Origin of the sequence: Paenibacillus sp. FSL K6-1558 (genome assembly GCF_038002565.1) — a bacterium.
Classification (GTDB): domain Bacteria; phylum Bacillota; class Bacilli; order Paenibacillales; family Paenibacillaceae; genus Paenibacillus; species Paenibacillus polysaccharolyticus.
The window spans coordinates 5,461,230-5,486,760 of record NZ_JBBOCV010000001.1 but is presented as its reverse complement, the minus strand read 5'-3'; the positions used below and the strand labels follow the sequence as shown (position 1 = coordinate 5,486,760).

Genomic DNA, 25,531 nt, shown 5'->3' with positions numbered 1-25,531 from the left:
CTTATTCACGTTCACACCTGTATATTCTTCCGCCTTGTCTTTTTTCCCTGCTTTCTGTGTAAAAAAGAGGCTGACCTTCGTCAGCCCCTATCTTTTCATATACTTTTGTTATCGATTTGAATCAGAGGACTTCTGCTGATAAGCAATCATATGCTCCTCGCCATCCAGAAATTCATGCGACTGGTGCGCAGCCATCACCCCATGGTAACTGATGTCCAGACCAAGGTCTTCCTCTTCCTCGGTCGAACGGACAGGAACCACTTTGCCAATGAGCTTCAGTCCGAACCAGGTCATTGCGAATCCCCAGACGACCAGTGCAGTCAGACCAAGCACCTGAACACCAAGCAACTTCCAGCCGCCGCCCATGAACAAACCTCCGTCCGTGGCAAACAGACCTACAGCAACCGTCCCCCACATTCCCGAAACGGCATGAACCGGGAAAGCCCCTACCGGATCATCAATTCGCATGCGATCCAGCCAGTTCGTAGCAGCCATCATCAACAGACCGGAGACTGCGCCGATGAATATTGCTGCCAGATCACCTACAAATGCACAGCCTGCTGTGATGCCTACCAGTCCAGCAAGTGAACCGTTAATCACGGACGGTGCATCGGAACGATTAAAGCGGAACAAGGTATAGAGCAACGTAGCCGCACCACCCGCAGCTGCGGATAGCATGGTAACGATGGCGATGTGACCGATTCTGACATCTGTCGCACTCAATGTACTTCCCGCATTAAACCCAAACCAGCCAAACCATAACAGGAAAGCACCTACCGATGCCAGCGGCAGATTGCTTGGCAGTGCAATTGCACTTACACCAAGTGGTGTGTATTTCCCTTTACGTGGCCCGATAATAATAGCTGCCGCCAGTGCAGAGAAACCGCCCAGTGCGTGAATCACAGCTGAACCGGCAAAATCCTGCATGCCGAGCTGACTGAGCCAGCCGCCACCCCAAGCCCAGTGTCCGCCAATCGGATAAATAATCGCCGTCATCAGGATGATATATAGTAGGTATGCACGGAAATTGATCCGTTCAGCTACGGCACCGGATACGATTGAAATGACCGCAATCGTGAACGCGGCTTGGAATAGCCAAAACGTCTCCAGGGATACCGGGACGTTCAGATGAGAGAGATCACCATTCAGGAAAAAACCTGTCACTCCTATAAACCCTCCAGCATCTGAACCATACATCAAGCCAAAACCAATCGCGTAAAACAATAATGTGCCAATCGTAATATCAGCAAATACTTTCATGATAATATTCACACTATTTTTATAACGTACAAACCCAGCCTCCAGCAGGGCAAATCCGCCCTCCATCAACAAAATCATCGCTGCGCTGAGAACAACCCAGACCGTGTCGATCCCGGAGCTTAACGTTTCCAAAGTCATGCCTGCACATCCTCCGTTTCACTAAGCTGTCTGATCTCGCGGATAATTTCAGGCGAAAGCTCAATCTCTTCCTGCCGATTATGATTAGCGCTCTGAATACGTTCCATAATCTGATCAAGATCACGGATGCGCCTGCGAATCTGCTCCATCTTGCGGAATCGTTCCTTCACCTGCACCATGTATTCCACCGCTTGGTGATGAGAAGCCGGACGTCCCGCAAACCATTTGCGAACAGGAGACAGCGACTGATAAGCCACTTCCTCGGCTCGTCGTTTTTGTTCAAATTGTTCAATCTTCTGCTTGAGCGTTTCGATCTCATTTTCTTTTTTGACCTTCAACCGTTCGATAAGGTACAATAGATCGGACGATGATATTTGCAATGCTGTATGGTGATACACCTCGTCGATTACTAACATATCATGTCAGGACTCCTTACATATCAAGTTACTTGTTACCGATTATAGTTTGCCGGGGCATACCCGTCAATCTTTTTTTCGTTTTATGGAAGCCGTTGTATACAATTCAGCATACCCAATTTAAGGGTATGTTTTTTATTTTTTCCTCAAGTTCACCTAACAAGGGGTAATATAGGTAAAGTTCGCATTTGCTCATTTTGTGTTTTATGCTGGTTAAACAGGGTCTTATATGTTCGGTCGGACATATAGAAACAGTAATGTTATTGTAATAAACCTAAAGAGAGGATGTTTATGATGTTTGAACGTAATGACGAAATACGTAACCAAATCTGGGAGGCTATCTCCGGGTTAGATGAAGATCAATTGAACCGGAAACCTTCCCCGGAACAGTGGAGTATTATGCAAGTGTTACGGCACTTGAATCTGATGGAAAATGTCATCACCAAGCAAGCTCGTCTTGCAGTGGAAAAAGAACAGAATGTGTCCATTGAGAAAAAGCCTTATGAAATGTCTCTGGACCGCAGCAGATCTGTCGAAGCCCCTCCTCATGTGCAACCACCAACTGAGCCTGAGAGACTTGCGGATATTCGTAGGGATCTGGCTGAGTCCCATCAAGCACTGGAACAGTTTGCACGCGAGCATGATGTTGCCCTGTTACGTAGTAAGTCGTTCCCTCACCCGGCGTTCGGTGAATTGGATCTGGCACAATGGATCGATTTTACAAGCTACCACGAGGAACGTCATCTGGGACAGATTCGAGAGATCAAGCAGCAACTGGGACTGTAAATGGGTTCGTGGTTTGTAAAATAAGCAAAAAAACCTCCGCACTCCACTTATAGTGGGTACGGAGGTTTTCTTTAATTAAATCTGCGCCTCTTTCAGGCGGTGATCTGCTCCAACTTTTTTGCCCAGAATCACAAGGTCTCGATCCACGCCATCCAGCACCGCCACTTCCGGATAAAATCCCCACTGTTCGAAGCCATGCTTGCGCAATAACCCCAGGCTCGGCTCATTATGCCCGAATACAAATCCTAGAATCGTCGTTACTCCCAGTTCAGGACAAGCCTCGAATACTGTATTCAGCAGCATTCCACCGGCCCCAATCCCACGGCACTGCTGATCGACGTATACGCTGACTTCCACCGTCCCATTGTATGCTGGTCGCCCATAAAACGAACTCAAACTGGCCCATGCGACAACCTGCCCATCCCGTTTCATGACCCATAGAGGACGACGATCCGGTGTATGCTCATTAAACCATGGCAATCGTTGCTCTACCGTCACCGGCTCCAAATCCGCCGTTACCATGCGGCTCTCGATAGTTGAATTATAAATCTCTACAATTCTCGGCAAGTCTTCGAGACATGCATATTCGATCTGTACCTTTTCCAGTGCCATTCCCTATTCCTCCATTAACTTATATAGCTCTTATATCATTTCGAAGCCAAGTTCATTGCTCTAATTTATAGAGGTTATTATAATGGAAAAAGGAAGCTGGCGTACAGCATGTAGAATATCCATACCTACACAACAAGCGTTATCCAACAATAGTGCCGACTTACCCGCTTACTCCGGCAGTCCCTGAACCGTATTCCCCCGTGTCAACTCCTGGCTCTGATCGGCCCAGCGAATATTGAGGGAACGTGACGTGAACAGGTCTGGACCATCGGATACCTGGAAGTGCAAGTGAGCTTCACTGGAGTTGCCCGAATTACCTAAATCCCCGATGTGATCCCCCTGCTTGACTTTATCTCCTTTTTTCACCGCTACACTGCCTTTTTTGATATGGCCCGTGATACTGTATTCTTTATTGCCATGATCGATAACCACATAATTACCCGCAGGCTCTTTCGGATTCATCACGCCAGGCACGTTATCCGCAATATCGTTCTTGATCTCAACTACCGTACCATCCGCAGCAGCATAGAGCGGCTGACCAAACGCATAATAGTTGGCATTATCCTTGGCATCGCCCTGATAACTCGCCCCGTCTTTCGTCTGAACAATATCGAGTGCATAGCGCTGTGTTTCATGCTCGTAATGATAATTTTCCATAACACTATGACCTCCCCAGAAGACATACATCTCTCCTTTCATCGGGAACTGAAACTCAGTCTTGGTCAGCTTGTTATCTGTATCGGGATGTGGTTCCAGTGGAGTAATGCTTAATCCGGCAATCTGATGATCTTCTGTAAAATAGGCGAGGATCCCCTTGGTCCCTGAATCGTCTGTCCACGCATGTTCCGTCAAACCATTCATCTCAGAATCTACCACCTGCTTCCACGACTTCACTCCTTTCAAAAAGCTGTCAGCAGACGCCTTGAAATCTTCCAAGGAAACAGCTTGCTTCATGTCAGGAGTAAACTGATTATAAATGGCATCTTTGGAGCCCTTCGTCAATGTATCCATGAGATTATCTGGTGTTACCTGTTGAGCTGTCGAACCATCATTTTGTTCTTTGCTTGAAGTGTCACCGTTATCCTTTTGATCCTTCACCTGCTCTGTAGCTTGCTTCTCAGCCTGCTCAGCTTCATCGGAGGTAACTTTGTTACTTGTACAAGCAGAGAGTACAGCACATGCTGTCACGGTTAGAAGGAGTAGTTTCCATTTCCTATTCATCATTCAACACCCTTTCTGATTATCTTTTCTTACTTACCTCAAATCTACATCATGAGTCTTATGGTTTGTCTAACCTTCACTTACATCTAGTTAAATTTACCGCCCTACCTAAGCTTTATAATTAAGCTTCTGTTAAGGCAACCTATCTTCCAATTGGTCTCAAGAATGTTATGATGGGCAATATACCAAGAAAGAGAGTTAAGAAGGAGGTTAGCATTACATCATGGATCATGTCTCACTACTGCTTGTTGATGATGAACAAGCGATTTTACATATGCTCAAAACCGTACTGCTCAAAGAAAAGTTTCTCGATATTGATACGGTCACGACAGGTGAAGCAGCGCTCGAAGCATGCAACAACAAAACGTATCATTGTATCGTGCTTGATATTATGCTTCCAGGGAAAAGCGGCTTGGAAATCTGCCCTTTCCTAAGGCAGGTCACAGATGCCCCTATCCTGTTTCTAACCGCCAAAACAACGGACTATGACAAACTGACCGGATTTGCCGTTGGCGGTGATGATTATGTCGTCAAACCGTTTAACCCGCTGGAAGTTGTTGCAAGAATTAAATCGTTGCTTAATCGCTATTTGCCTTCCAAGACAGTCGTTTTGCAGCAACAACAAAACATTTTATCACACGTAAATACGTCATCTTCTGACCTATCACAAGGCATTTATGATTTTGGACGATTCCAAGTATTCGAATTGGCTGGGGAGCTTCGCGTTGAAGGACAGGCAGTGACCTGCCCGGCACTGGTGTTCCAGTTGCTTCTCTTCTTCTGCAAACATCCGAACCGAATCTTCACCAAGTCTGAACTGTATGAACGGGTGTGGGGTTCAGAAGCCATTAGCGACGATAACACCGTTATGGTGCATATCCACCGCATTCGGGAACGCATTGAAAAAGATCCTTCCAATCCGGCTTTTCTTGTTAATGTGCGCGGTTTGGGGTACAAGCTGATCCAGCCTAGCAACCTGTCACAGACATGAGTATTCGCCGTAAGTTATTAACTCGCTTCATTGGTATGCTCACTGGCACGGTCATTCTGATTATTTTGCTAGGATCAATCGCTACCATCTGGGTTTTGCAGAAAGTGAATGAAGTGGATCTGGTTGATGACTTTGCAAACAACGGATTGGATCAACTTATTAATACCGCCGAGATCCTGCCGGATAACACGATACGATACGATCCCGATCTGCTCAAGCAGGTGGATAAAAATCATGGCTGGCTTCAGGTTCTGGATGAAAAGGGCTATGTCATCGACGATTATCATGTCCCGTCCGATGTACCAGACCACTACAAACCAGGAGAATTAATCGCCTACTGGGAAGCTAATAAACCATTCCCCTATCAGCTATCCATGCTGATCCGGGAGAAGGACGGGAAATATTTTACGTTGTTATACGGAGAGCGAAATGCGGCCAAATCCTTACTTGATGAGATCCGTCCAAAGCTGTCGTATGAGGGCGGCAAACTGACTGTGAAACCTGCGGAGCAAGAAACGATTCGCAAAGCAGATGCCTACATCCAAATATTGGACCCTTATGGAAAAGAAATCGACTCTTATAACAAACCGGCCGTAGGCGTGCCGAACCAGTACAGTATTCAGGATCTCGTTCTCCAAGTTCGTTACCCGAATCGTTCAGGCATATCGGTCGCCACATGGTACGATAACCAAAACGAAACGACCTGGATGGTAAGTGTACGGATTGATTCAACTGTCGTTGAGAAACAGAATCCATACGCTTTTATTCTTGAACCGGCGCTAATCGTCCTGATCTTGTCCATCGTTGCGCTGCTGATTTTACTCGCTTTATGGTACGCTAATCGATTCGGTGCTCCGATGCTGCACATGCTTCAGTGGTTGCAACGTCTGGAGAAAGGACAGTATGAGGAACCAACCGGGGCAGCAGGTATTCCGCGGAGCCAACGCCGCAATGGAAAATGGAAACGTAAATACCAAGTGTATGGCGACGTACTCCACTCCATGCAAGCTTTGTCCCATACACTCAAGCAGGATGAGGAACTACGGAAACAAACGGATTCCCTTCGAGAGGAATGGATCGCTGGCATCACGCATGATCTCAAGACACCTCTTTCCTCCATTCAGGGATACGCGCATATGCTGGAAACGGACAAATACACCTGGACGGCTGAAGAAGTTCGAGAATTCGCAGGCATCATGATCGACAAATCCATGTATATGGACAGACTTGTGAACGATCTTGCGATGACCTATCGGTTGCGGAGTGGAGGATATCAACCTGAGGTTGAACGAAATGACGTAAATACGCTACTTCGTAATCTCGTGCAGCGAGCCGAGCGCAACCCTGCGTACGGTGAAGGACGTATTGTCTTTCAATCTGCAGACGCGCCTGTCTATGGGCTAGTACACGTTCCTTCTTTTGAACGGATTGTAGATAATCTCACCGCTAATGCTCTGCTGCACAACCCATCCGAGTCTGTCCTCGTTGTTCGTGTCGAGGCCGGTGAACGTGACGGTGAATTTACAATCGAGTTTGCCGATAATGGACGAGGCATGAGCCCCGAAACCGTGTGGAAGCTATTTGAACGGTATTACCGTGGTACAGATACGGGAACAAGTGATGTTGGATCAGGACTCGGCATGGCTGTCACCAGAGGTTTAATCGAGGCAATGAAAGGTCGAATTGAAGTGTCTTCCACACCTGGAGAAGGAACAACGATTCGATTAATCTGGATGCAAAATGCATAAGAAATGGGCTAGCCTGCATTTGAACATTCCACTTGACCTTTCCATTTTCAGTCTATATAATCGGTTCTCAAGTAACACCTGTTCCAATGATTACATTAAATTCTACACACTACAGGATCAACGGATCTGAAATATCCCTGTGTTATTCAGCTCGTTGCATCCTTCATATTTAGCGATGACCAGAGACATGATTTGCATTGCGTGCTGCCCAGAGAGAGAAGGGATTGGTGAAACCTTCTTCAGCGAACGAATTCAAGTTACCCCTCTGTAGCCGTGGTCTCGAACCTCCGACGATGTACAGAACTTGCGCAGATCATCTCAATAGATTACTCCAATCGATGATTTCGTAAGATAGTTACTCGTACGGTCAGTAGAGTTCACCGCCTGATCCCCGTTAACGGATTCCAATGAGGGTTATGATGGTTCTGTTTGCGGCGGCTGGCCGAGAGCAGAATGCAGCATAACCAAATTAGGGTGGAACCACGAGCCAAGCGCACTCGTCCCTTCTCCGGGACGGGTGTTTTTTGCGCTTCCAACACAAAAAATATGGGAGAGTGGTTCACATGAGTCAAGAAAAACATGAGTATGCAAGCGAGCATTTATCCTTGGGTGATCAGCACGCAGAAGTGTCTGAGTCGTTGGCAGCCAAATCGTCGATTGAAAAGATTGAAGTCCAGTTGCAAGGCGGTGCTGTACGTAGTTACAAAGCAGGCATCACTGTAGGCGAAGTTGCCTCTTCGATTAGCACAAGTCTTGGTAAACAGGCGATCGGTGGGATCGTGAATGGCCAGAATGTCGATCTGAGCGAAAAACTGGAGCAGGACTGCGAACTCATCATTGTTACACTCGATAGCGAGGAAGGTCTGCACCGATATCGTCACAGCACAGCACATGTGCTGGCACAGGCATTGAAACGATTATATGGCGCAGATCACGTGAAGCTGGGTATCGGTCCGGTCATTGAAGATGGATTTTACTATGATGTCGATCTGGAGCAGTCCCTCTCCATCAGTGACCTAGATGCCATCGAGCGGGAAATGAACAAGATTATTCAGGAAAATTGGCCCATCCGCCGCAAAGTGGTTAGTCGGGTGCAAGCCTTGGAGCGATTCGAAGCCATCCATGACCCTTACAAGCTGGAACTTATTCGTGATCTGCCAGAAGACGCTGAACTTTCGATTTATGAGCAGGGTGAGTTTTTCGACTTGTGCCGCGGGCCACATCTCACATCCACTGGCCGAATCAAAGCGTTTAAACTGCTGAATGTCGCTGGTGCCTACTGGCGCGGAAATTCCGACAACAAAATGATGCAGCGTATCTATGGCACTGCTTTTCCGAACAAGGCCCAGTTGCAGGAACATCTTCACATGCTGGAAGAGGCGAAAAAGAGGGATCACCGCAAGCTTGGCAAAGAGCTGGAGCTATTTATGTTCTCTGAGGAAGCGCCTGGCATGCCCTTCTATCTACCCAAAGGCATGACAGTTCGTACAGAGCTGGAGCAATTTTCACGGGAACTGCAATTGCAGGAAGGGTACCAGGAGGTTCGTACTCCGCTCATGATGAACAACCGCCTGTGGGAACAGTCAGGTCACTGGGAGCATTACAAGGATAACATGTACTTTGCGGACGTGGATGACGCTACATTTGCCTTAAAACCAATGAATTGCCCAGGACATATGCTGATTTTCAAAAACACACTGCATTCCTATCGCGAATTGCCGATTCGCATGATGGAATTCGGTCAGGTTCACCGTCATGAATTCTCAGGAGCCCTGAATGGTATGATGCGGGTGCGGACGTTCTGTCAGGACGATGCCCATCTCTATGTGATGCCTGAACAGATTGAAGACGAGATTAATCGGGCCATCTCCCTGATTGGACGGATGTACGATATTTTTGGCTTCGATTATAAAATCGAGCTCTCCACACGCCCCGAAGATTCCATGGGCTCGGAAGAATTGTGGGATCAGGCGGAACAGGCGTTACGCAATGTGTTAGACGCCCGCGGTGTGGAATATCGCATTAACGAAGGCGACGGCGCCTTTTACGGGCCGAAGATCGACTTTCATATTCTTGATGCGCTGAAGCGAAGCTGGCAGTGCGGAACGATACAGCTTGATTTTCAGATGCCGGAGAAATTCGATCTTACTTATATCGGTGAAGGCGGTCTGAGACACCGCCCAGTCGTGATTCATAGAGCAATCTATGGCTCGATTGACCGTTTTATCGGCATTTTGACTGAGCACTATGCAGGTGCGTTTCCACTCTGGCTGGCTCCTATGCAGGTTAAGCTGATTCCCGTATCGGATCATTATGCCGACTATGCACTTGAGGTGCAAAGTAAGCTACGGGCAGCGGGTATCCGTGTGGAAACTGATCTACGCAGCGAGAAGCTAGGCTATAAGATTCGGGAAGCCCAAATGGAAAAAGTCCCTTATTCGCTCGTACTTGGTGAACAAGAGAAAAATGCCTCATCCGCCTCTGTCCGGGCATACGGTCAGGGAGATCAAGGCATGCAACACATCGATGCTTTTGTCCAGATGATTCAACACGCGGTGATGAATAAAATTGTGCTCGGACAGGTATAAGAGGTTATAACCTCTCGTCAGGTTGCAAACCAACCTGTTCTTCGCTCCACGTCCATAACTGCTCGGCAGCCGCCTCATCCAAAGCATGCTCTTTCAAGCGCTGCTCCTTCTGCTGATAAAAGTATCGCCCAGTCACCCCGGTGACATCTGGACTTGTTGCCAAGTAGATTGCAGTCCGGGCCCCTTCCTCTGGTGTCAAGAAAAACGGCAACTTGGCTGCAAGTGCCATGATGCGGGTGCCAAATCCGGTGTTGCGATCCACTCCGATGCTGGTTCCTACCGCACCTGGATGTAAACAGTTCGTCGTAACGGAAGTTCCCGCGAGCTTACGAGCAAGCGCCCGGGTGAAAAATACGTTAGCCAGCTTGGATTGGGCGTAACTTTTGATCGGATTATAGCCTTTTCGCAAATGTGGATCATCAAAATGAATTTTACCGGCTTTGTACGCCCCAGAAGACACATTTACGATTCGACCCTGTTTAGCCGCTTTCAGTGGTTCAATGAGAAGCAACGTGAGCAGGAAGTGACCCAGGTGATTAATGCCAATGCTCTGCTCGAAGCCATCTGACGTTTCTTTGCGCTTCACCATCACCACGCCCGCATTATTCACCAGTACGTCCAGGTGATTATAGCGCTCGCGGTACTGGCGTGCAAACTGACGGATGCTGTCCAGCGAACCGAGATCACACAGCATCAGCTCGATACTGGTCGATCCGGACTGACGCAAGGCTTGTTCAAGCGCCTCTTGTCCTCTCTTTTCGCTGCGGCAGGCCATAATGACGTGATACCCCTGCTTGGCAAGTTCAATAGTGGTGGCCAGTCCCATCCCTGAGTTGGCTCCTGTAACGATGGCTGTCTGAATGGACATGAGGTGTCCTTCCCTTCTGAACCGGAGGTTCCGTGAATTATTTTATAATGAAAGCGCTAAGGCATTATGTTCCAGAATATGAGATAATGAAACGATCACCTGATCAGCAACATTCATGAATAGATCGTGCTCCATTTACATCTCGGTACCCATGGGAGGACAAGTCGTATGCTAACCCAAGAGGATTTCAAACACGTCAAGAAACTCGCCAAGCTTGAGATTAAACTGCTGGAACAGGAATATCGCGATATTCTGAACCATGACGATTCCTCAATATATGAAGAATACGAATGGCTGAACGAAGAACAGTCAAGCGAGCTTACCCGCAAACGCAAAAACCGGAGATACGCTTCGCTAACGATGGAGTTATGCTCTATTATGGAACAGATGTTATTACAGCTTTACAAACGGACGTATCAGAAAAAGTTTAATTCGACCCAGCTCATGAAAACTCCTGCTTACCGGGCACGCTCCAACATGGAGATGCTGGAGTCCGAACTGGGTAAGCAACATATTGCTTTGAAGGCTGGCAAAGAGCCATGCAGCATAGCGCTCCATCAGGCGTTCCAGACAAGGAACAGATTAATTCACGAGAACTTCTCGTTCGTAACAATCGTGAAGGACGGCAGCAATGAAGAGGACACCTTTGAAACCATTTTACATGCAGTAAAAAAATATAGGAAACATCTGAGCTATGAACCGAACGTTCAGAATAAGGAGTAAGTAAGTGATTAAGTGATTAATTACTTACTCGTTGCTTGATGCATCATGGGAAAATGAACGAGGTACAAGCTGCGTTTACTGTCCCTTATTAAAAACACAATCATATAAGGAGGTGCTCCGGACACATATCCGGATATTTTATGAGCCAACCTATACCATCCATCACAGTGCTAACACTCAACATTCCAACACCTTCGGGCAACAGCCCTATTCATCCTGTGCTTCTTCAAGACGAAGACGGGTACACTCTGGTTGACACGGGCATGATTGGCCAATTTGCCGAACTTCAATCCGCACTGGAAGAGTTGAACGTCCCTCTCTCCGACATTAAACGTGTGATTGTAACACATCAGGATATCGATCATATTGGTAATCTGGGTGCTCTGCTGGATGCTATTCCAGGACTTGAAGTTTGGGCTCATGCGGATGAAATTCCTTATTTGACAGGTGCAAAACCTTTGATCAAATTCACGCCGGAACGCCGTGCCATGCTACCTGCCCCTGTGCTGGCTTTGGCCGATCAATTGCTGATGCAACTGCCTGAGATCAACATCAGCAGAGCACTTGCGGACGGGGACATCCTTCCGCTCCAAGGCGGAACACAGGTCATTCATACACCGGGACATACGCCAGGCCACCTGTGTTTTTATTTTAGGGAGCAACAGTTCCTGCTTGCTGCCGATGAACTGCGAGTCGTCGACGATGAACTGGTCGGCCCAGCGCCGCCAGCAACGCCGGACATGCCTGAAGCACTGCGCAGTCTGAAGAAGCTGACCGGCCTAACGGTAGATCAAGTTCTCTGCTACCATGGCGGAAAATATACAAAAGAGCCTGCAAAGCACATCGCCGAACTGGCTGAGAATTCGGAAGCTTAGGTGTCATGCTACATTTCGTCACCGCCGTACAGTGTTAACGTTTAAGCATTATAATTTGTGGGTACGGCACACTGTGTAGCATTTGAGTAACGTAAAACCTTCTCACAGTGTACATTGGTACACTGACTTTTTAAGTTGGTTTGTGCGTTCTCTCATATCTAAATGCCATAACTAGATTCCCTGTAATTCAAAAGCTGTCCTTCGTCTGTATACTGGCGGGGACAGCTTTTTTGAATTTTATCGCGATGGATGCGTTTGTAAACTAACACAGCAGAGCTATATCGAGTGTTCGAAACCCTCTATCTACCTTTAGATGAGTATTTACCTTCTGCCTATTCAATGCCCCGCAGTCGGCCAAAATTCTAAATTCTAACGATCATCAGAAGCCTTATTTGGCCTGATTCGCCACGTTTTATTTTCTAACGATCACCAGAGAGCTTATTTACTCCAATTCGTGACGATTTCGCCCCATTATGCGCATTTTCAGCAAAATAACGTCTGTGGTGATCGTTAAAATTCTCAAACCCTCAAAAACCAGCAAATAAGCTCGCCTGTGATCGTTAGAAATAAAAGTCGGAGTCAGTACCCATACACCCGGCGTGTAGCAGTCTGTAAAACCCTACCCTTTCCTGTCCCCCTGTGACACCCAACTCCTTCCCCTTTACTTCCTTACTCCTAACTCCCAATTTGGCACGTTCCCTCATTTACTCTGTAATCCACTTTAACTGCACTCTCATTTCCCGATCTACAGATCACCGAATTCCAACCAATCCAGCTAAATAAACGCTACCCTTCGGGCGTAAGCACGATCAACTTATCATCCCCGTCACGCGGTGTGCCTCGGCCATCGCGATTGTTCGTTAGCACATACAGTTTACCGTCTTCACCGGCGGTGACATTACGTATACGGCCCCATTCATCTTCGAAAAAAGGGACCACCTGCTCGACCTTCGTACCGTCTTCGGACAATACAACCCGCAGTAGCTGCTCCCCTCTCAGATTCGCAGCCACTAATGAACCCGCCCACGGGCCTTCCGCAATGAAGGCTACACCCGAAGGCGCCCAGGTATCATTCCCGCTATGCGCCAGCGGAGCCTGATAAGTTCCGTTATCATCGTCGTCGCCCTCTACTTCGGGCCAGCCATAGTTCTCCCCGGCAACAATCCGGTTAATCTCGTCATGATTGCGCTGACCGTGTTCGGTCGCATAGAGATACCCGTTATCCGGATTCCATGCCAGCCCTTGAGCGTTACGATGTCCCATACTGTATACAGGGGAATTCGGCCAAGGGTTATCTGACGGGATCGACCCATCGAGACCGATGCGCAGTATTTTTCCACCAAGGCTATCCCGGTTCTGTGCCAGTTCCGGTTCATAACGCTCGCCTGTGGTGATATACAGCAGCTGATCCGGTCCGATTTTGATTCGTCCGCCGTTGTGATTCACGCCGCCTGGAATGCCCGTCAATAGCTCTTTGTCGATTACCGCTTTTCCATCCGTCACCTTCAGGCGCTGCAAGCGATTGGCAATATCCTGTCCCTCCAAGTACGAGTGATACACATACAGATAACCGTTACTCTCAAAGTCCGGATCTGCCTCCAGCCCGAGCAATCCACCTTCGCCTTCTTCGTTAAAGGGTGCCTCGAATTCAATCAGCGGCTCAGACTCCAGTTTTCCATTCGTAATAACTCGGATCACGCCCGGGCGCTCGGTCACAAACATTCGTCCATCTGCAACCGTCACCATCTCCCAAGGTGCGTTCAATCCCTCGACCAGAACGGAAGCCTGATAGGGAACGACTGTATTCCCTTGCTCATCCCGCTCTTCAGTACCTGTTTCAGCGTTGCCTCCGGTTGCCGTCTGTCCTTGACCCGTTCCTTCTCCTTGAGATAGCCGTTGCGAATCTGACGTCGGGGTGCCCGGAGCACAGGATGCGGTTAACAGAGCCATGCTAAGCAATGAGGCATAGAGCGGCACAGTTAATCGATTGTTCATAACGGATTAAACTCCCCTTTCAGCTTCTTTGAATATGTGCGAGTCTTTATTTCATGTGACTGTTCTATATGCCGACTCGTCTGTGTCTCTGTGTCATGTGACTGTATAGCAAGTCTGTATTGTGTCTCGTTGTGTGCCTGTTTCGTGTATGTGTGTTACAAGTCTCTATATGTCTAGTATATATGCGTCTTTTCCTTCAGCCAACGTCCCACCGATAAAGCGGTTTCGCCCTGTATTACCCTTGCCACTCTTTCCCTAAACGGTAAAAACAGGCATTCCTTGGCTCAAAAGTCGCCGCCAGTTTAGAATTTATTCAACATCTTCTATAATAGAAGGAGTAGACGCTATAATGCTAAGAAAACACGTTGGTTATTTAAAAGAACGTACATATGAAAGGTGGATATACTAATATGAAACAAACTCCTTTATCCAGACTGGAATCCGATCTGTCCAAGCAAGGACTCGATGCCATGCTCATCACAGATCCAAAACATATTTATTATCTGACGGGATATGCGAGCAATCCGCATGAACGTTTTATGGGCCTGATGCTGGCACGCGGTGAAGACCCGTTACTGATTGTGCCCGCACTGGACGCGGATGCCGCTGCGGCAGCTTCTACTGTATCCAACATTGCTACACATTCGGACACAGATAATCCCTACTCGCTGTTTGACCGATATCAAGGACGGCTGGGCCGGGTAGGTTTGGAAAAAGAATACGTTACCGTCTCTCGTTATGAGCAACTAAACTCCGCTCTCGGCGGTGCAAGTTTTGAAGATGTTGGTTCGTTGCTACGCGCACTGCGTGTGAACAAAACAAAGGAAGAAGTCACTCGTATTCGCCATGCCATCTACATAATTGAAGAAACGCTACGACAAGGTCTTACCCATGTACGTGCAGGTGTAACGGAGATCGAGCTGGTTGCTGAGATGGAATACCAGATGAAAAAACTCGGTGCCGACGGTCCCTCCTTCGATACAATGGTGCTGACTGGACCAAAAACTGGCCTGCCGCATGGTACGCCTGGGGATCGCAAACTGCAGCACGGGGATTTGCTTATGTTTGATATGGGTGTGTACGCTGGAGGATATGCGTCGGACATTACGCGTACTTTTGCCTACGGAGACATCTCGCCTGAACTTCGCACCATCTATAATACCGTACTTGCCGCCAACGAAGCCGCGATACAGGTTGTTAAACCAGGTATTACCTGCGCATCCGTTGACCGCGCTGCTCGTCAGGTGACGATTGATGCAGGATACGGCGAGCGTTTTATGCACCGTGTCGGACATGGACTCGGCATTGATGTGCATGAATATCCATCCCTGCATGGAGAGAACATGGATCTGCTTCAGGCTGGAACCGTGTTTACCATTGAACCGGGTATTTACACCGCAGCTGGCGGTGTGCGTATTGAGGACGATGTACTTGTAACCGAGACAGGCATAGAGGTGCTTACTACGTATCCCAAAGAACTGCAAATCCTGACAAACTAAGCTGCAAGTAGCAAGTATGCAGTCGCAAAACATGAGACAACTGCAACTTCAATTAGCACAAAAAATCCCGCAACCCATGACAACTTGGCTTGCGGGATTTTGATTCTTGCGATGGGGATCAGCGTCTATTAGAGTTCACATCCATCGCGATCTGAATCGATCAGAGGGTTGCTATGTCAGGCGTACATTTTGTATTCCATGCTCAATCAGCTTCCATCTTCGTTAGTCCATTTCATGGGTTATATCCTGCCAATCCTCCAGTTCAGGCAGCTCCTGTTTGCCCCAGTAATCCAAAAACCACTGAATCACCTTGGTTGTATCTGCCGTGGTGTAACTGTAATGCCGAAATCCGCTCTCACCTTCCTGCAAACGGGTCTCTACCACCATTTGCCCCGGTTCCTCAAGCGAAGCAGCCTGCAAATATATACTTCCCTCTACCCGTTCTGACGGTTGCAGAACGACAAAATCATGCAATTCCAGATCCGTAATCAAGTCCACAAATACCGAGGCATTAAGGCTATCATTCTCATAGGTTGTGCCATTGCTCTCCAGTTTGTAGCGCAGTGTGGAATACATGCTCAATCCCCCTTGTCTTATGTAATCGTAGACGTATATTATCAGGAAACAAATTCTGTTGTATAAATTATCCCCCTGCAGAGTCCATATTGCAACTGTGGCTCCGCAGAGGGATTTGAAGTGGCGATCCTATTTTAAGCTTCATCTTCCAATTTAAAGTTACGTGCGGCATACAGAAACGGCGTTCCAACCGCAGTCAGCACAAACTTGATCAGGTAGGTCGTCAGGAAAATTTCCAGCCACACATCCCATGGATAGATAAACACAAAGGCAACCGTGCAGAATACAAGCGTATCTACAAAGGAACTGATAATCGAGCTACCGTTCGTTCGAATCCAGAGCTGATTACGTCCTGGTGCAATTTTACGTAGCCAACTGAACAAACGCACATCCAGAAACTGACTGATGAAATACGCAGACAGACTGCCGAGTGCCAGGCGTGGCAACAGTCCAAATAATTTTTCCATGGATTCCTGTGCAAAGTCCGTCGGTGCCGCATTAAAGAATAACACCATCTGCATCAGAACGGTTGTCATGATCAATGTGAAAAATCCAAACCATACCGCCTTCCGTGCCTCATCCGCCCCGTACTTTTCATTGAGAAGATCACTGGTCAGATACATGCTCACATACATCGTGTTACCTAGCGTTAAGACGATTCCCATAATGTCTATCGTTTTAGTCACCTGAATGTTGGCAATGACCGTTGCTACACCGATCCAGGCATACAGACCTTTTTTGCCAAACAGACGATAACATAGAAGAAAAAATCCATACGTCACGAGAACGAATACCGCTCCCCACACCAAATTAAACATGAATACATACACTGCCTTCCTAGTTTTGATTACGCGGGATGGTTACGAACCGCGGTTTGGCGCAGCGCCAAAACATGAATAACTCTATCACATTTCTGCAACATTGAACAGCACTAAATCCCTCCAGCGTTGCATAACACCGTTAACCCAACACATATATCCTCACACGCTCTATACCCGCTATCACCCCGATCCCCCTTCTCTATTGAAAAAAAGACTCCCACCACTCGTGCCCCATCTGCACGTTCTGGTGCAATCCCACACGCAAAAGCCGCCCTCCGGAATGTCTCCGAAGGACGGCCTTGCATCCACTCTATTGCAGCTCGCTCTGCGCACGCTGCCTCACCAAGTGCACAAGCCGTGCGCGGCAAGCTTCGCGCAGCTTACGCGTGAGCAGCAGAATCCAGCTCACGGCTTTGATCGTTGAATGTGTCCCGATCGTTTTCTTTCAAAATTTTACTTGTCAACAATCCGGATGTCATGGACCCGTTCACGTTGAGCGCTGTACGACCCATGTCGATCAACGGCTCAACGGAAATCAGCAGTCCAACCAGAGCCACAGGCAGATTCAATGTGGACAAGACGATCAGGGAAGCGAAGGTCGCCCCGCCGCCGACGCCTGCCACACCAAACGAACTGATCATAACTACGAGGATCAACGTCACGATGAAGTCCCAACTCAGCGGGTCGATTCCGACCGTCGGAGCAATCATAACCGCCAGCATGGCCGGATATACACCGGCGCAGCCGTTTTGCCCAATCGTAGCACCAAAGCTTGCGGACAAGTTGGCAATCCCGTCGGATACGCCGAGTTTCTTCGTCTGTGTCTCCACGTTCAGCGGAATCGCTGCCGCACTTGAACGAGAAGTAAAAGCAAATACCAGCGTTGGCAGTACTTTTTTCACATACGTAACCGGGTTAAATCCGGACAGGGAGATGATGATCAGATGGATGACAAACATAATCGCCAGCGCCACGTAAGACGCAATGACAAATTTGATCAGCTTCAAAATTTCCTCTGCATTGGTGGTCGCCGTTACTTTCGTAATGAGCGCCAAAATGCCGTAAGGCGTAAGCCTCAGTACCAGCGTGACAATCCGCATTACAACGGCGTAGACGGCATTCACCATGCCACGGAACGTTTCCGCCTGTTGCGGTTTTTTGCGATCCAGTCCCAATACAGCTACACCGATAAAGGCTGAGAAAATAACGACAGCCAGTGTAGACGTACGGCGTTCACCCGTCATATCCGCAAATGGATTGGAAGGAATGAACTCCAGCACCTGCTGTGGAATCGTCTGATCCTTCACATCAGCCAAACGTTCCTCCACCTTCTGGATTTGAGCCGTTTCCCGGTCTCCGCCTTGAATCTCAATGGAAGTCAGGTTGAATCCCAGACTTGTTGCAATGCTGACTCCAGCAGCAATCGCTGTCGTAATTAGCAAAATAGCGATGATGGAGAAACTCATCTTGCCGAGGTTTTGCTTGCCCTTCAGATTCATGATCGCCGAGATAATCGACACCATGATGAGTGGAATAACTACCATTTGTAGCAGACGGACATATCCTGAACCGACCAGATTAAACCAATCGACTGACTTCGTAATCACATCCGAACCTGATGTGTAGATCAATTGCAGAATAACACCATACACAACACCCATACCTAGACCCGCAAATACACGTTTCGTAAACGAGATGTGTTTCTTTTGCATCCAGTAGAGAACACCCAGCAGCGCCAGCATGACCACTACATTCACAATTAATAGAAATGTATTCATTACCTTTGTTCCTCCTCAGACATGTATCATCGGTGTTGAACCGATTTTCTAATTTATATTTGGCCTCCAAATGTGACAATGAACAATATAACACATATCAAACTATTCTGGTAGGTATTAATTGATATTATGTAATATTCATGTTATTCATTCTGGATCGATGAAAATAATTATGCAGTTTTATGAAAATTCTGCTATTCAACCCGCGGTTAATTTTGTAAAATGGGTATATCCGCTTATTCGATAGCTTCGCAAAACTAAAAAATAGGTCTTTCTTCGTTAGTAAAAAAGGCCATAGAGAACGGAATAAGGGACAATGTTATTGAAGATGACGTGAAAGGGTGATTCTATGTTTCGCAAACGCACCGTTGCTGGCAAGATCAGGGGCACGTTATTCCTAGTGTTACTCGTTGCCTCCCTGTTGTTTAGTATCAGTTTTTATGCCGTATCCATGAATATTATTCAAAGTTACGTGCTACCTCAGTTCGACAAAGTTCTGAATACGTCCATTCAGGATATTTACAAAAATACATCTTCATCCAAACTTCTGCAGATCCAAAGTGGCGGTGCAGGCGCTGAAGGAGCGGCCATGACGGTCGGATCCTACCTGGCTGATCAATCCAAAGAACATAGCCTAGATGCGGCTTATGTCATTGCCGTGCAGGATGGCAAAGCCACCGTTGTTGTCGCTAGCATCAACTCCAAGTTCAAGACCGGAGATGCTATTGATGTAGAACCTTCCATGGCACAAGCAAGCGAGAAGAAACAAGTGGTCATCAGCCCGGTCTTCTCTGATTCTTATGGTGTACATAAAGCAGCATTTATGCCGATTGCGGGAAGCAATATGCTCATGGCCGTCAGCATGGATGCCAAGTTTGTTCAGGATAAAATTGCTCAAATTTTCTGGCTATGCCTTGGTATTACCGCGTTGGTATTTGTCCTTGGCTGGCTCATCTCTACTAGTATGATCAAAAGAGTCACCAAACCCATCATTAAACTTGTAGAACATAGTAAACGAATCTCTCAAGGTGATCTTACCGCTGAGCTGCAGATTAAAGGCAAAGACGAGATCGCCCAACTGGCCTTCAGCTTCCAGACGATGACACATAATCTCAAAGAAATGATTAGCCGTGCCCTCACTACCTCCAATGAGGTCGTTGTCGGTTCCAATGACTTGCTTGAGCGTGTAGAGTCCATGTCCGGTATGGTACAGAACTCCAGCCATGCTGCCGAAGAAGCTGGAAAAGGTAGTGTCAGTATCGCTTCCAGTGCATCCGAGAACGCAAGAGCGATGGAAGAGATTACCCAAGGAATTATGCATATCGCATCTTCTGCCGCCGAAGTATCCGAACAAATTAATGAAGCTGCAACAGAGGCGCTTAACGGCAATCAACTGGCACAAAATGCAGTGAATCAGATGGAGCTTGTCGGACAGACCGCTAGCGAATCGCTGCGTTATATCGAAACGATGAACGAACGTTCCGTTGCCATCGGAACCATTGTCAATTCTATTTTTGAAATTACGAAACAGATTAACATGCTGTCCCTTAACGCATCCATTGAAGCGGCCCGTGCGGGTGAACACGGACGAGGATTCGCCGTCGTTGCTGGAGAAGTCCGCAAGCTGGCGGAACAATCCAAGACAGCGACCGAAGAAATCGCCGATTATCTCGGTACGATTCGTGAAGATGCCGAACGATCCGTAAGTGCGATGAACCGGGTAACGCAAGAGATTGGTTCTGGAACTGCTGTTGTACAGCAAGCAGGTTCAGCCTTCCAGCAACTCAATGAACTGATCCAGAACGTCAATCTCACCATTCAAACCGTCTCCTCCTCCACACAGCAAGTTTCTGCAGGTGCAGAAGAAGTTAGCGCTTCGGTGGAAGAAACAGCACAGATTACATCCAAGTCTCGTGAGAGCATGGAACAGATTGCAACTACCGCAGAAATGCAACTCAGCGAGATGGACTCTCATTCGAGCACGGTGCGCCATCTGCATGAACAAGCTGTCGAGCTGCAAACAGCGATGAAGAAGTTTAAAATCGACTAATGATTGATTAAGCTTCAATCGAATCATCCGTCAACAATCATCAATAATGATCACATATCTATAACCCTGCATTTGCTATACTAAACATTGTAAATAATCTAATAAAAAACACCCCCATACCAGATGCAACCGTTCAATGACTGAACAGGTCGCGGGTCATGGGGGTGTTTTTTGCTATTCATCCATATTTCTCACTCGGATCATTACAGATAAGTCCTGAACAAAGTGCACATGTTAATTATTCAGGCTGTGTCAGGCCCATAATCTCATACACTCGTTGCATATCCAGTGATGAGCGCAAAGAGGTGGCTACTCGATCAAACTCCATTTCTTTGCGCTCCTGAGCACTATATGTTTCCTCCAGCGGTGCAAGTCCCTTTGCTGTACGCAGTCCGTTCAACCAGGAACGCCGGAATTGGTCGCTTTCAAACAGTCCGTGCAGGTACGTTCCCCACACTTTCCCATCTGATGTGCCCCATCCTTCCAAGAATGCTTGTCCGCCAGCATGAGCGATCTCAAACAAAGCGGTTACCTGTTCAGGTTCGTGGCATTCCGTTACACCCATATGGATTTCGTATCCCTTAACAGGTATGGCCGAAGACTCAACTTGTTTTCCTCCATGTAGCCGAATGGGATGTTCAGGCTGTACGTTCCCCATAGCTCTGACCGTCTGTTTGTGCTGAAGAAATGTTGTTGATAAAGGCAGTTTGCCAAGTCCCACCGCTTCCTGAGCTTGGTTTGCCTCGACAGCATACGGATCAACCAAGTGTTGTCCCAGCATTTGATATCCACCGCATATCCCCACAAGTTGAACATGTTCAAGCTCTGAATGAGCTTGGATCGCCTGTTCCAATCCCGATTCCCGTACATAAATCAGGTCTCCGATCGTATCTTTAGTGCCTGGCAAAATAATGACGTCGGGGCTACCCAATTCCTCTGGTGAAGTCACATAACGTACATTCACGTCCGGTTCACGGGATAGTGCATCGAAGTCCGTGAAGTTGGAGATGCGCGGATAACGAATTACGGCGATATCCAGTTCAGTCTGTTCTTTTTTGCCATGTCGAAGAGAGTCCAGCACCACCGAATCTTCTGCCTCGATCTGAATATCTCTTATATAGGGCAGCACACCCAGCACAGGTATTCCAGTCCGTTCTTCAAGCCAGTCTAACCCTGGTTGCAACAGAGAGAGATCCCCCCTGAACTTATTGATGATAAATCCTTTTACACGGGCTTTCTCATGTGGCTCCAGCAGTTCGAGCGTACCCACGATCGAAGCAAACACGCCGCCGCGATCAATGTCAGAGATCAGAATAACCGGCGCATCGGCCCATCCCGCCAGATTCATATTCACAATATCCCGATCTTTCAGGTTAATCTCTGCCGGACTGCCTGCTCCCTCCATTAAAACGATGTCATATGTATCGCGCAACCGATTTAATGCATCCATTACGGTCTGCTTCGCTTCAGGTAAGAAATGCTGACGATAATCCGATGCGCTCATCTGGGCAAAAGGAACACCATGCACCACGATCTGTGAATGCATATCCCGCACAGGTTTGATTAGAATCGGATTCATATCGGTCGTAGCTTCAATACCACAGGCTTCAGCCTGTGCCCCCTGCGCCCGACCAATCTCCTTGCCGTCTTCTGTAACATAAGAGTTCAGCGCCATATTCTGTGATTTGAACGGAGCAGGGCTGAAGCCATCTTGCTTGAAAATCCGGCACAGTGCCGTTGTAATGACACTCTTACCTACATCAGAAGCCGTGCCTTGCAGCATGAGTACAGCCGCTGGTTGTTTTACCTGATCTTCCACGGTCCCTCACCCCTGTCTTTCGCGCGATTAACTTGCTACACAACGATAATGCTCAAACCAAACGAAAACTCTCCAATGAAATTCTGGGTAGCTTAACCTCTACAACTCAATCTCTACAGCCAAAATAGTCCTTGAAGCACGCTTAATACCATCAATAAAGCTGCTTCCAACAGTTCGTTCATGGCACCATATGTATCTCCAGTAAGCCCTCCGAGTCGGGCACTGATCCGTGTGGCTATGAAACGTCCGATAAAATAACAAGCCAAAGGCAGGACGATAACTGATGTTACAGGATACAGCCACCAAGGGAGTGATCCAAACCCGCTGACCATCGCATCGGCAATAGCAATATCCGGTTTAAACAGCCATACGACAGCAATTGTAATGACGCCTGAGACCAGCGTAAGTCCAATGGCAGCGCTACGTGCTCGCTGGACTTCATTCCGCTCCCCGAGCCCTTTGAATAGAACGGCAAGCCCATCATCCCCACGAGCATTAGGCCAGGCTGACATGGCATAGACCATAAACCATCGGCTCCAGATCATAGGCAAAATCAGCAACGCACCGTACAACCAGTTCCCACGGGCAATCATATCGGCAATCAGTGCCGCCTTCATCATAAGGAGCAGCACACAGGCAATAACCCCCATCGCGCCCACTCGGCTGTCTTTCATAATCTCCAGCATTCGCTCACGGCTGCGGTAACTGAGCAGGCCATCTGCTGTATCCATCCATCCGTCGAGATGCAATCCTCCGGTAAGCCAGACCCATACGGTCAAGGTCAGAACCGCTGCCGGAAAAGCCGGAAGCAGGGCACCGCTCAGTGCGGCGACCAGCCACACGCAGAGACCGATTGCAGCACCGACCAGTGGATAATACACCACACTTTCGCGTAGCAATGGCGAAACAAAATCGAGCTGCATTTTCACAGGAAAACGAGACAGAAATTGAAAGGCCGCGGCTGCCGCATGTTTCCGCTGCGGAACGGCTGAACCCGCTGAGCCATGCTTCATAAGCGATACTCCTTACTTTTCAATTCGATTGGAATGCCTACCGTCACGAGAAACACCTCACGACAGATTGCTGCAATGCGCTGATTAAGAACACCTGCCAGATCACGATACACACGACCAAGCTTGTATTCGGGTACAATTCCATCCCCTACTTCATTGGTAACCAGCACAAGTAATCCGGGATAGGTTTGAACCGCTTCTACCAGTGCATCCAGATGACCTTGCAACACGTGACCTTCGTCATGTTCATGGGCCAGTAACACATTCGTCAGCCAGAGAGTCAAGCAATCCACCAGAATCGTTGGTGCGGACGTTCCCGTATGCCCTTCGCCCATCTGCTGAATTAGAGCAGGCAAAGCCAAGGGTTCCTCCATCGTACGCCAGAGGTAACCGGAACTTTCACGCTGCTTCTGGTGCATTGCTATGCGTTCACGCATCTCGTCATCATACGCCTGAGCAGTTGCTACATACCAAGCTTCTGAGGAACGCTGCATGCACAGACGTTCGGCAAACGAACTCTTACCACTGCGTGCACCGCCAGTAACCAATACACTCATCGGGAGCCATCTCCCTGAACAGGTGAGACCGTTAAAATGGAGGAACCAGTCGAATGCTCTTTCTCACTGGAATCAGAGTCCGAAGCCTGATTCGTTCCGTCTGACACACCCGCACTTGCAAAGGTCGCCATTTCATTCAAAATCAGACATGCTGCATCAATGAGATGCAGACTGAGTACTCCACCTGTGCCTTCTCCAAGGCGCATATCCAGATCTAGCATCGGCTTCAAATCAAGTTCACGTAGCAGAGCCGCATGTCCATTCTCATGGGAGGTATGGGAAGCGACCATATAAGCCGTACTCAGGGGAGCCAGCTTTCTTGCGATTAGTGCCGCCGCAGTCGAGATGAAACCATCTACGACAACTGGACAGCGATGAGCCGCGGCAGCGAGAATAACGCCGGTGAGTCCGGCAATCTCCAATCCACCCACCTTGCATAGCACATCCAGCGCATCCTCAGGGTCAGGTGTATTAACACTCAAAGCCTGACTTATAACAGCAGCCTTGCGTAGCACACCTGCATCATCCAAGCCAGTCCCTCTCCCAACAGCTGATGCTGGTGCAATACCGGTGAGCGCACTCATCACTGCGGCGCTTGCCGTTGTGTTGCCAATCCCCATTTCTCCGGTGACAAACAACCCTGTCCCTTTTGCTACTTCCGCGGTAACGACATCCACACCTACTAAAATAGCCTGAATCGCCTCATCCCGAGTCATCGCGGCTCCTTGAGCCATGTTGGCCGTGCCTTTACGAATGTTACGGGAGAGCAGGTTAGCATGATCAAGGTCAGCATTTACACCGATATCGACACAGATCACTTCCGCTCTGGCATGACGAGCAAGGACATTGACTGCAGCGCCTCCAGCCAGAAAATTCATGACCATCTGCGGTGTAACCTCGGCTGGAAAAGCACTGATCCCTTCAGCTACGACCCCGTGATCCGCAGCCATAACGATCACAGCCCTGCGATCAAAACGCGGACGTGCCTGCCCTGTCATCCCTGCCAATCGAATCACAAGGTCTTCCAATTTGCCGAGACTACCAGGTGGCTTTGTGAGTATATCCACATGAGCAGACGTTTCGGCAGCAATGGTTGGGTCAGGAGCAACAATCTTATTTAATACTTGCTCCAACTTCTGTTCTTCTGTCTTCATTCAACCAGCACTTCCTTCATCAAAATAGAGGCTCTCCCGCCTC

At 48.1% G+C, this 25,531-nt stretch carries 21 protein-coding genes; 8 read left to right on the top strand and 13 right to left on the bottom strand.

Annotated features, from left to right (window positions below; all coding sequences use genetic code 11):
• Nucleotides 1-108 precede the first annotated feature (108 nt).
• Nucleotides 109-1,398 carry an ammonium transporter gene (locus MHI38_RS23620; protein WP_090917973.1) on the bottom strand — a complete coding sequence of 430 codons (1,290 nt, stop codon included), beginning with the start codon at nucleotides 1,396-1,398 and terminating at the stop codon, nucleotides 109-111.
• A complete protein-coding gene (locus MHI38_RS23615) occupies nucleotides 1,395-1,814 on the bottom strand; it encodes a hypothetical protein (protein ID WP_090917976.1) in 420 nt (139 codons plus the stop codon). The genes MHI38_RS23620 and MHI38_RS23615 overlap by 4 nt, the downstream gene beginning before the upstream one ends.
• Before the next feature lie 294 nt (nucleotides 1,815-2,108).
• Between MHI38_RS23615 and MHI38_RS23610 the strand changes: the two genes are divergently transcribed.
• Nucleotides 2,109-2,600, top strand: a complete 492-nt coding sequence (locus tag MHI38_RS23610) for a DinB family protein (protein WP_341181762.1) — start codon at nucleotides 2,109-2,111, stop codon at nucleotides 2,598-2,600.
• Nucleotides 2,601-2,675: 75 nt separating this feature from the next.
• Here MHI38_RS23610 and MHI38_RS23605 read toward each other — a convergent pair whose 3' ends face one another.
• Together MHI38_RS23605 and MHI38_RS23600 are read right to left on the bottom strand one after the other, a co-directional pair.
• A complete protein-coding gene (locus tag MHI38_RS23605; protein WP_090917980.1) occupies nucleotides 2,676-3,212 on the bottom strand; it encodes a GNAT family N-acetyltransferase in 537 nt (178 codons plus the stop codon).
• Nucleotides 3,213-3,380: 168 nt separating this feature from the next.
• Nucleotides 3,381-4,433 carry a M23 family metallopeptidase gene (locus MHI38_RS23600; protein ID WP_186809584.1) on the bottom strand — a complete coding sequence of 351 codons (1,053 nt, stop codon included), beginning with the start codon at nucleotides 4,431-4,433 and terminating at the stop codon, nucleotides 3,381-3,383.
• Nucleotides 4,434-4,656: 223 nt separating this feature from the next.
• Here MHI38_RS23600 and MHI38_RS23595 point away from each other — a divergent pair, with 223 nt between their 5' ends.
• The 3 genes from MHI38_RS23595 (at nucleotide 4,657) to thrS (ending at nucleotide 9,760) form a co-directional block, all read left to right on the top strand.
• A complete protein-coding gene (locus MHI38_RS23595; RefSeq protein WP_308722258.1) occupies nucleotides 4,657-5,424 on the top strand; it encodes a response regulator transcription factor in 768 nt (255 codons plus the stop codon).
• The gene (locus tag MHI38_RS23590; protein WP_341181761.1) at nucleotides 5,421-7,172 is read left to right on the top strand and encodes a sensor histidine kinase; all 1,752 of its coding nucleotides are present in this window, start codon (nucleotides 5,421-5,423) and stop codon (nucleotides 7,170-7,172) included. The genes MHI38_RS23595 and MHI38_RS23590 overlap by 4 nt, the downstream gene beginning before the upstream one ends.
• A 563-nt stretch (nucleotides 7,173-7,735) precedes the next feature.
• Nucleotides 7,736-9,760, top strand: coding sequence for a threonine--tRNA ligase (gene thrS, locus MHI38_RS23585; protein ID WP_308722260.1), 2,025 nt, complete (start codon nucleotides 7,736-7,738; stop codon nucleotides 9,758-9,760).
• Nucleotides 9,761-9,764: 4 nt separating this feature from the next.
• Here thrS and MHI38_RS23580 read toward each other — a convergent pair whose 3' ends face one another.
• Nucleotides 9,765-10,628, bottom strand: coding sequence for an SDR family oxidoreductase (locus MHI38_RS23580; protein WP_308722261.1), 864 nt, complete (start codon nucleotides 10,626-10,628; stop codon nucleotides 9,765-9,767).
• 168 nt (nucleotides 10,629-10,796) lie between these two features.
• Here MHI38_RS23580 and MHI38_RS23575 point away from each other — a divergent pair, with 168 nt between their 5' ends.
• Together MHI38_RS23575 and MHI38_RS23570 are read left to right on the top strand one after the other, a co-directional pair.
• On the top strand, nucleotides 10,797-11,351 hold the full coding sequence (locus MHI38_RS23575) for a hypothetical protein (RefSeq protein WP_253496233.1): 555 nt from the start codon (nucleotides 10,797-10,799) through the stop codon (nucleotides 11,349-11,351).
• A gap of 140 nt (nucleotides 11,352-11,491) precedes the next feature.
• Entirely contained in the window at nucleotides 11,492-12,226 is a 735-nt protein-coding gene (locus MHI38_RS23570; RefSeq protein WP_341181760.1) for an MBL fold metallo-hydrolase, read from the top strand.
• Nucleotides 12,227-13,012: 786 nt separating this feature from the next.
• Here the strand turns inward: MHI38_RS23570 and MHI38_RS23565 are convergent.
• Nucleotides 13,013-14,221 carry a PQQ-dependent sugar dehydrogenase gene (locus MHI38_RS23565; RefSeq protein WP_154890922.1) on the bottom strand — a complete coding sequence of 403 codons (1,209 nt, stop codon included), beginning with the start codon at nucleotides 14,219-14,221 and terminating at the stop codon, nucleotides 13,013-13,015.
• Nucleotides 14,222-14,631: 410 nt separating this feature from the next.
• Between MHI38_RS23565 and MHI38_RS23560 the strand changes: the two genes are divergently transcribed.
• Nucleotides 14,632-15,720 (top strand): M24 family metallopeptidase, encoded by a 1,089-nt coding sequence (locus MHI38_RS23560; RefSeq protein WP_154890921.1) that lies wholly within the window; start codon nucleotides 14,632-14,634, stop codon nucleotides 15,718-15,720.
• 222 nt (nucleotides 15,721-15,942) lie between these two features.
• Here the strand turns inward: MHI38_RS23560 and MHI38_RS23555 are convergent, their stop codons facing one another.
• The 3 genes from MHI38_RS23555 to MHI38_RS23545 form a co-directional block, all read right to left on the bottom strand.
• Nucleotides 15,943-16,296: a hypothetical protein gene (locus MHI38_RS23555; protein WP_154890920.1), complete on the bottom strand. Its 354-nt coding sequence runs from the start codon at nucleotides 16,294-16,296 to the stop codon at nucleotides 15,943-15,945.
• A 134-nt stretch (nucleotides 16,297-16,430) separates the two neighbouring features.
• Nucleotides 16,431-17,114, bottom strand: a complete 684-nt coding sequence (locus MHI38_RS23550) for a queuosine precursor transporter (RefSeq protein WP_154890919.1) — start codon at nucleotides 17,112-17,114, stop codon at nucleotides 16,431-16,433.
• Between the two features lie 383 nt (nucleotides 17,115-17,497).
• Nucleotides 17,498-18,895, bottom strand: a complete 1,398-nt coding sequence (locus tag MHI38_RS23545) for an L-cystine transporter (protein WP_090918005.1) — start codon at nucleotides 18,893-18,895, stop codon at nucleotides 17,498-17,500.
• Nucleotides 18,896-19,244: 349 nt separating this feature from the next.
• Between MHI38_RS23545 and MHI38_RS23540 the strand changes: the two genes are divergently transcribed.
• The gene (locus MHI38_RS23540) at nucleotides 19,245-20,945 is read left to right on the top strand and encodes a methyl-accepting chemotaxis protein (RefSeq protein WP_154890917.1); all 1,701 of its coding nucleotides are present in this window, start codon (nucleotides 19,245-19,247) and stop codon (nucleotides 20,943-20,945) included.
• Between the two features lie 238 nt (nucleotides 20,946-21,183).
• On the opposite strand, the gene MHI38_RS23535 is transcribed toward MHI38_RS23540, so the two are convergent.
• The 4 genes from MHI38_RS23535 to cobT all read right to left on the bottom strand — a co-directional run bounded on the left by MHI38_RS23535 (nucleotide 21,184) and on the right by cobT (nucleotide 25,488).
• Nucleotides 21,184-22,728 (bottom strand): cobyric acid synthase, encoded by a 1,545-nt coding sequence (locus MHI38_RS23535; RefSeq protein WP_336122726.1) that lies wholly within the window; start codon nucleotides 22,726-22,728, stop codon nucleotides 21,184-21,186.
• A 149-nt stretch (nucleotides 22,729-22,877) separates the two neighbouring features.
• On the bottom strand, nucleotides 22,878-23,777 hold the full coding sequence (cobS, locus tag MHI38_RS23530; RefSeq protein ID WP_341181759.1) for an adenosylcobinamide-GDP ribazoletransferase: 900 nt from the start codon (nucleotides 23,775-23,777) through the stop codon (nucleotides 22,878-22,880).
• A complete protein-coding gene (gene cobU / locus MHI38_RS23525; RefSeq protein ID WP_090918011.1) occupies nucleotides 23,774-24,334 on the bottom strand; it encodes a bifunctional adenosylcobinamide kinase/adenosylcobinamide-phosphate guanylyltransferase in 561 nt (186 codons plus the stop codon). Before cobU ends, cobS begins: the two co-directional genes overlap by 4 nt.
• Entirely contained in the window at nucleotides 24,331-25,488 is a 1,158-nt protein-coding gene (cobT, locus tag MHI38_RS23520; protein WP_253496251.1) for a nicotinate-nucleotide--dimethylbenzimidazole phosphoribosyltransferase, read from the bottom strand. Before cobT ends, cobU begins: the two co-directional genes overlap by 4 nt.
• Nucleotides 25,489-25,531: the final 43 nt, after the last annotated feature.

Excerpts from the sequence above, each read along its gene's own strand:
- MHI38_RS23610 (WP_341181762.1), top strand. The coding sequence starts at position 2,109 with ATGTTTGAACGTAATGACGAAATACGTAACCAAATCTGGGAGGCTATC.
- MHI38_RS23615 (WP_090917976.1), bottom strand. The coding sequence starts at position 1,814 with ATGTTAGTAATCGACGAGGTGTATCACCATACAGCATTGCAAATATCA.
- MHI38_RS23595 (WP_308722258.1), top strand. The coding sequence starts at position 4,657 with ATGGATCATGTCTCACTACTGCTTGTTGATGATGAACAAGCGATTTTA.
- MHI38_RS23555 (WP_154890920.1), bottom strand. The coding sequence starts at position 16,296 with ATGTATTCCACACTGCGCTACAAACTGGAGAGCAATGGCACAACCTAT.
- MHI38_RS23550 (WP_154890919.1), bottom strand. The coding sequence starts at position 17,114 with ATGTTTAATTTGGTGTGGGGAGCGGTATTCGTTCTCGTGACGTATGGA.
- cobT (WP_253496251.1), bottom strand. The coding sequence starts at position 25,488 with ATGAAGACAGAAGAACAGAAGTTGGAGCAAGTATTAAATAAGATTGTT.
- MHI38_RS23575 (WP_253496233.1), top strand. The coding sequence starts at position 10,797 with ATGCTAACCCAAGAGGATTTCAAACACGTCAAGAAACTCGCCAAGCTT.
- MHI38_RS23560 (WP_154890921.1), top strand. The coding sequence starts at position 14,632 with ATGAAACAAACTCCTTTATCCAGACTGGAATCCGATCTGTCCAAGCAA.
- MHI38_RS23570 (WP_341181760.1), top strand. The coding sequence starts at position 11,492 with ATGAGCCAACCTATACCATCCATCACAGTGCTAACACTCAACATTCCA.
- MHI38_RS23545 (WP_090918005.1), bottom strand. The coding sequence starts at position 18,895 with ATGAATACATTTCTATTAATTGTGAATGTAGTGGTCATGCTGGCGCTG.
- cobS (WP_341181759.1), bottom strand. The coding sequence starts at position 23,777 with ATGAAGCATGGCTCAGCGGGTTCAGCCGTTCCGCAGCGGAAACATGCG.
- MHI38_RS23565 (WP_154890922.1), bottom strand. The coding sequence starts at position 14,221 with ATGAACAATCGATTAACTGTGCCGCTCTATGCCTCATTGCTTAGCATG.
- MHI38_RS23540 (WP_154890917.1), top strand. The coding sequence starts at position 19,245 with ATGTTTCGCAAACGCACCGTTGCTGGCAAGATCAGGGGCACGTTATTC.
- MHI38_RS23580 (WP_308722261.1), bottom strand. The coding sequence starts at position 10,628 with ATGTCCATTCAGACAGCCATCGTTACAGGAGCCAACTCAGGGATGGGA.
- MHI38_RS23535 (WP_336122726.1), bottom strand. The coding sequence starts at position 22,728 with ATGCTGCAAGGCACGGCTTCTGATGTAGGTAAGAGTGTCATTACAACG.
- MHI38_RS23605 (WP_090917980.1), bottom strand. The coding sequence starts at position 3,212 with ATGGCACTGGAAAAGGTACAGATCGAATATGCATGTCTCGAAGACTTG.
- thrS (WP_308722260.1), top strand. The coding sequence starts at position 7,736 with ATGAGTCAAGAAAAACATGAGTATGCAAGCGAGCATTTATCCTTGGGT.
- MHI38_RS23600 (WP_186809584.1), bottom strand. The coding sequence starts at position 4,433 with ATGAATAGGAAATGGAAACTACTCCTTCTAACCGTGACAGCATGTGCT.
- cobU (WP_090918011.1), bottom strand. The coding sequence starts at position 24,334 with ATGAGTGTATTGGTTACTGGCGGTGCACGCAGTGGTAAGAGTTCGTTT.
- MHI38_RS23620 (WP_090917973.1), bottom strand. The coding sequence starts at position 1,398 with ATGACTTTGGAAACGTTAAGCTCCGGGATCGACACGGTCTGGGTTGTT.
- MHI38_RS23590 (WP_341181761.1), top strand. The coding sequence starts at position 5,421 with ATGAGTATTCGCCGTAAGTTATTAACTCGCTTCATTGGTATGCTCACT.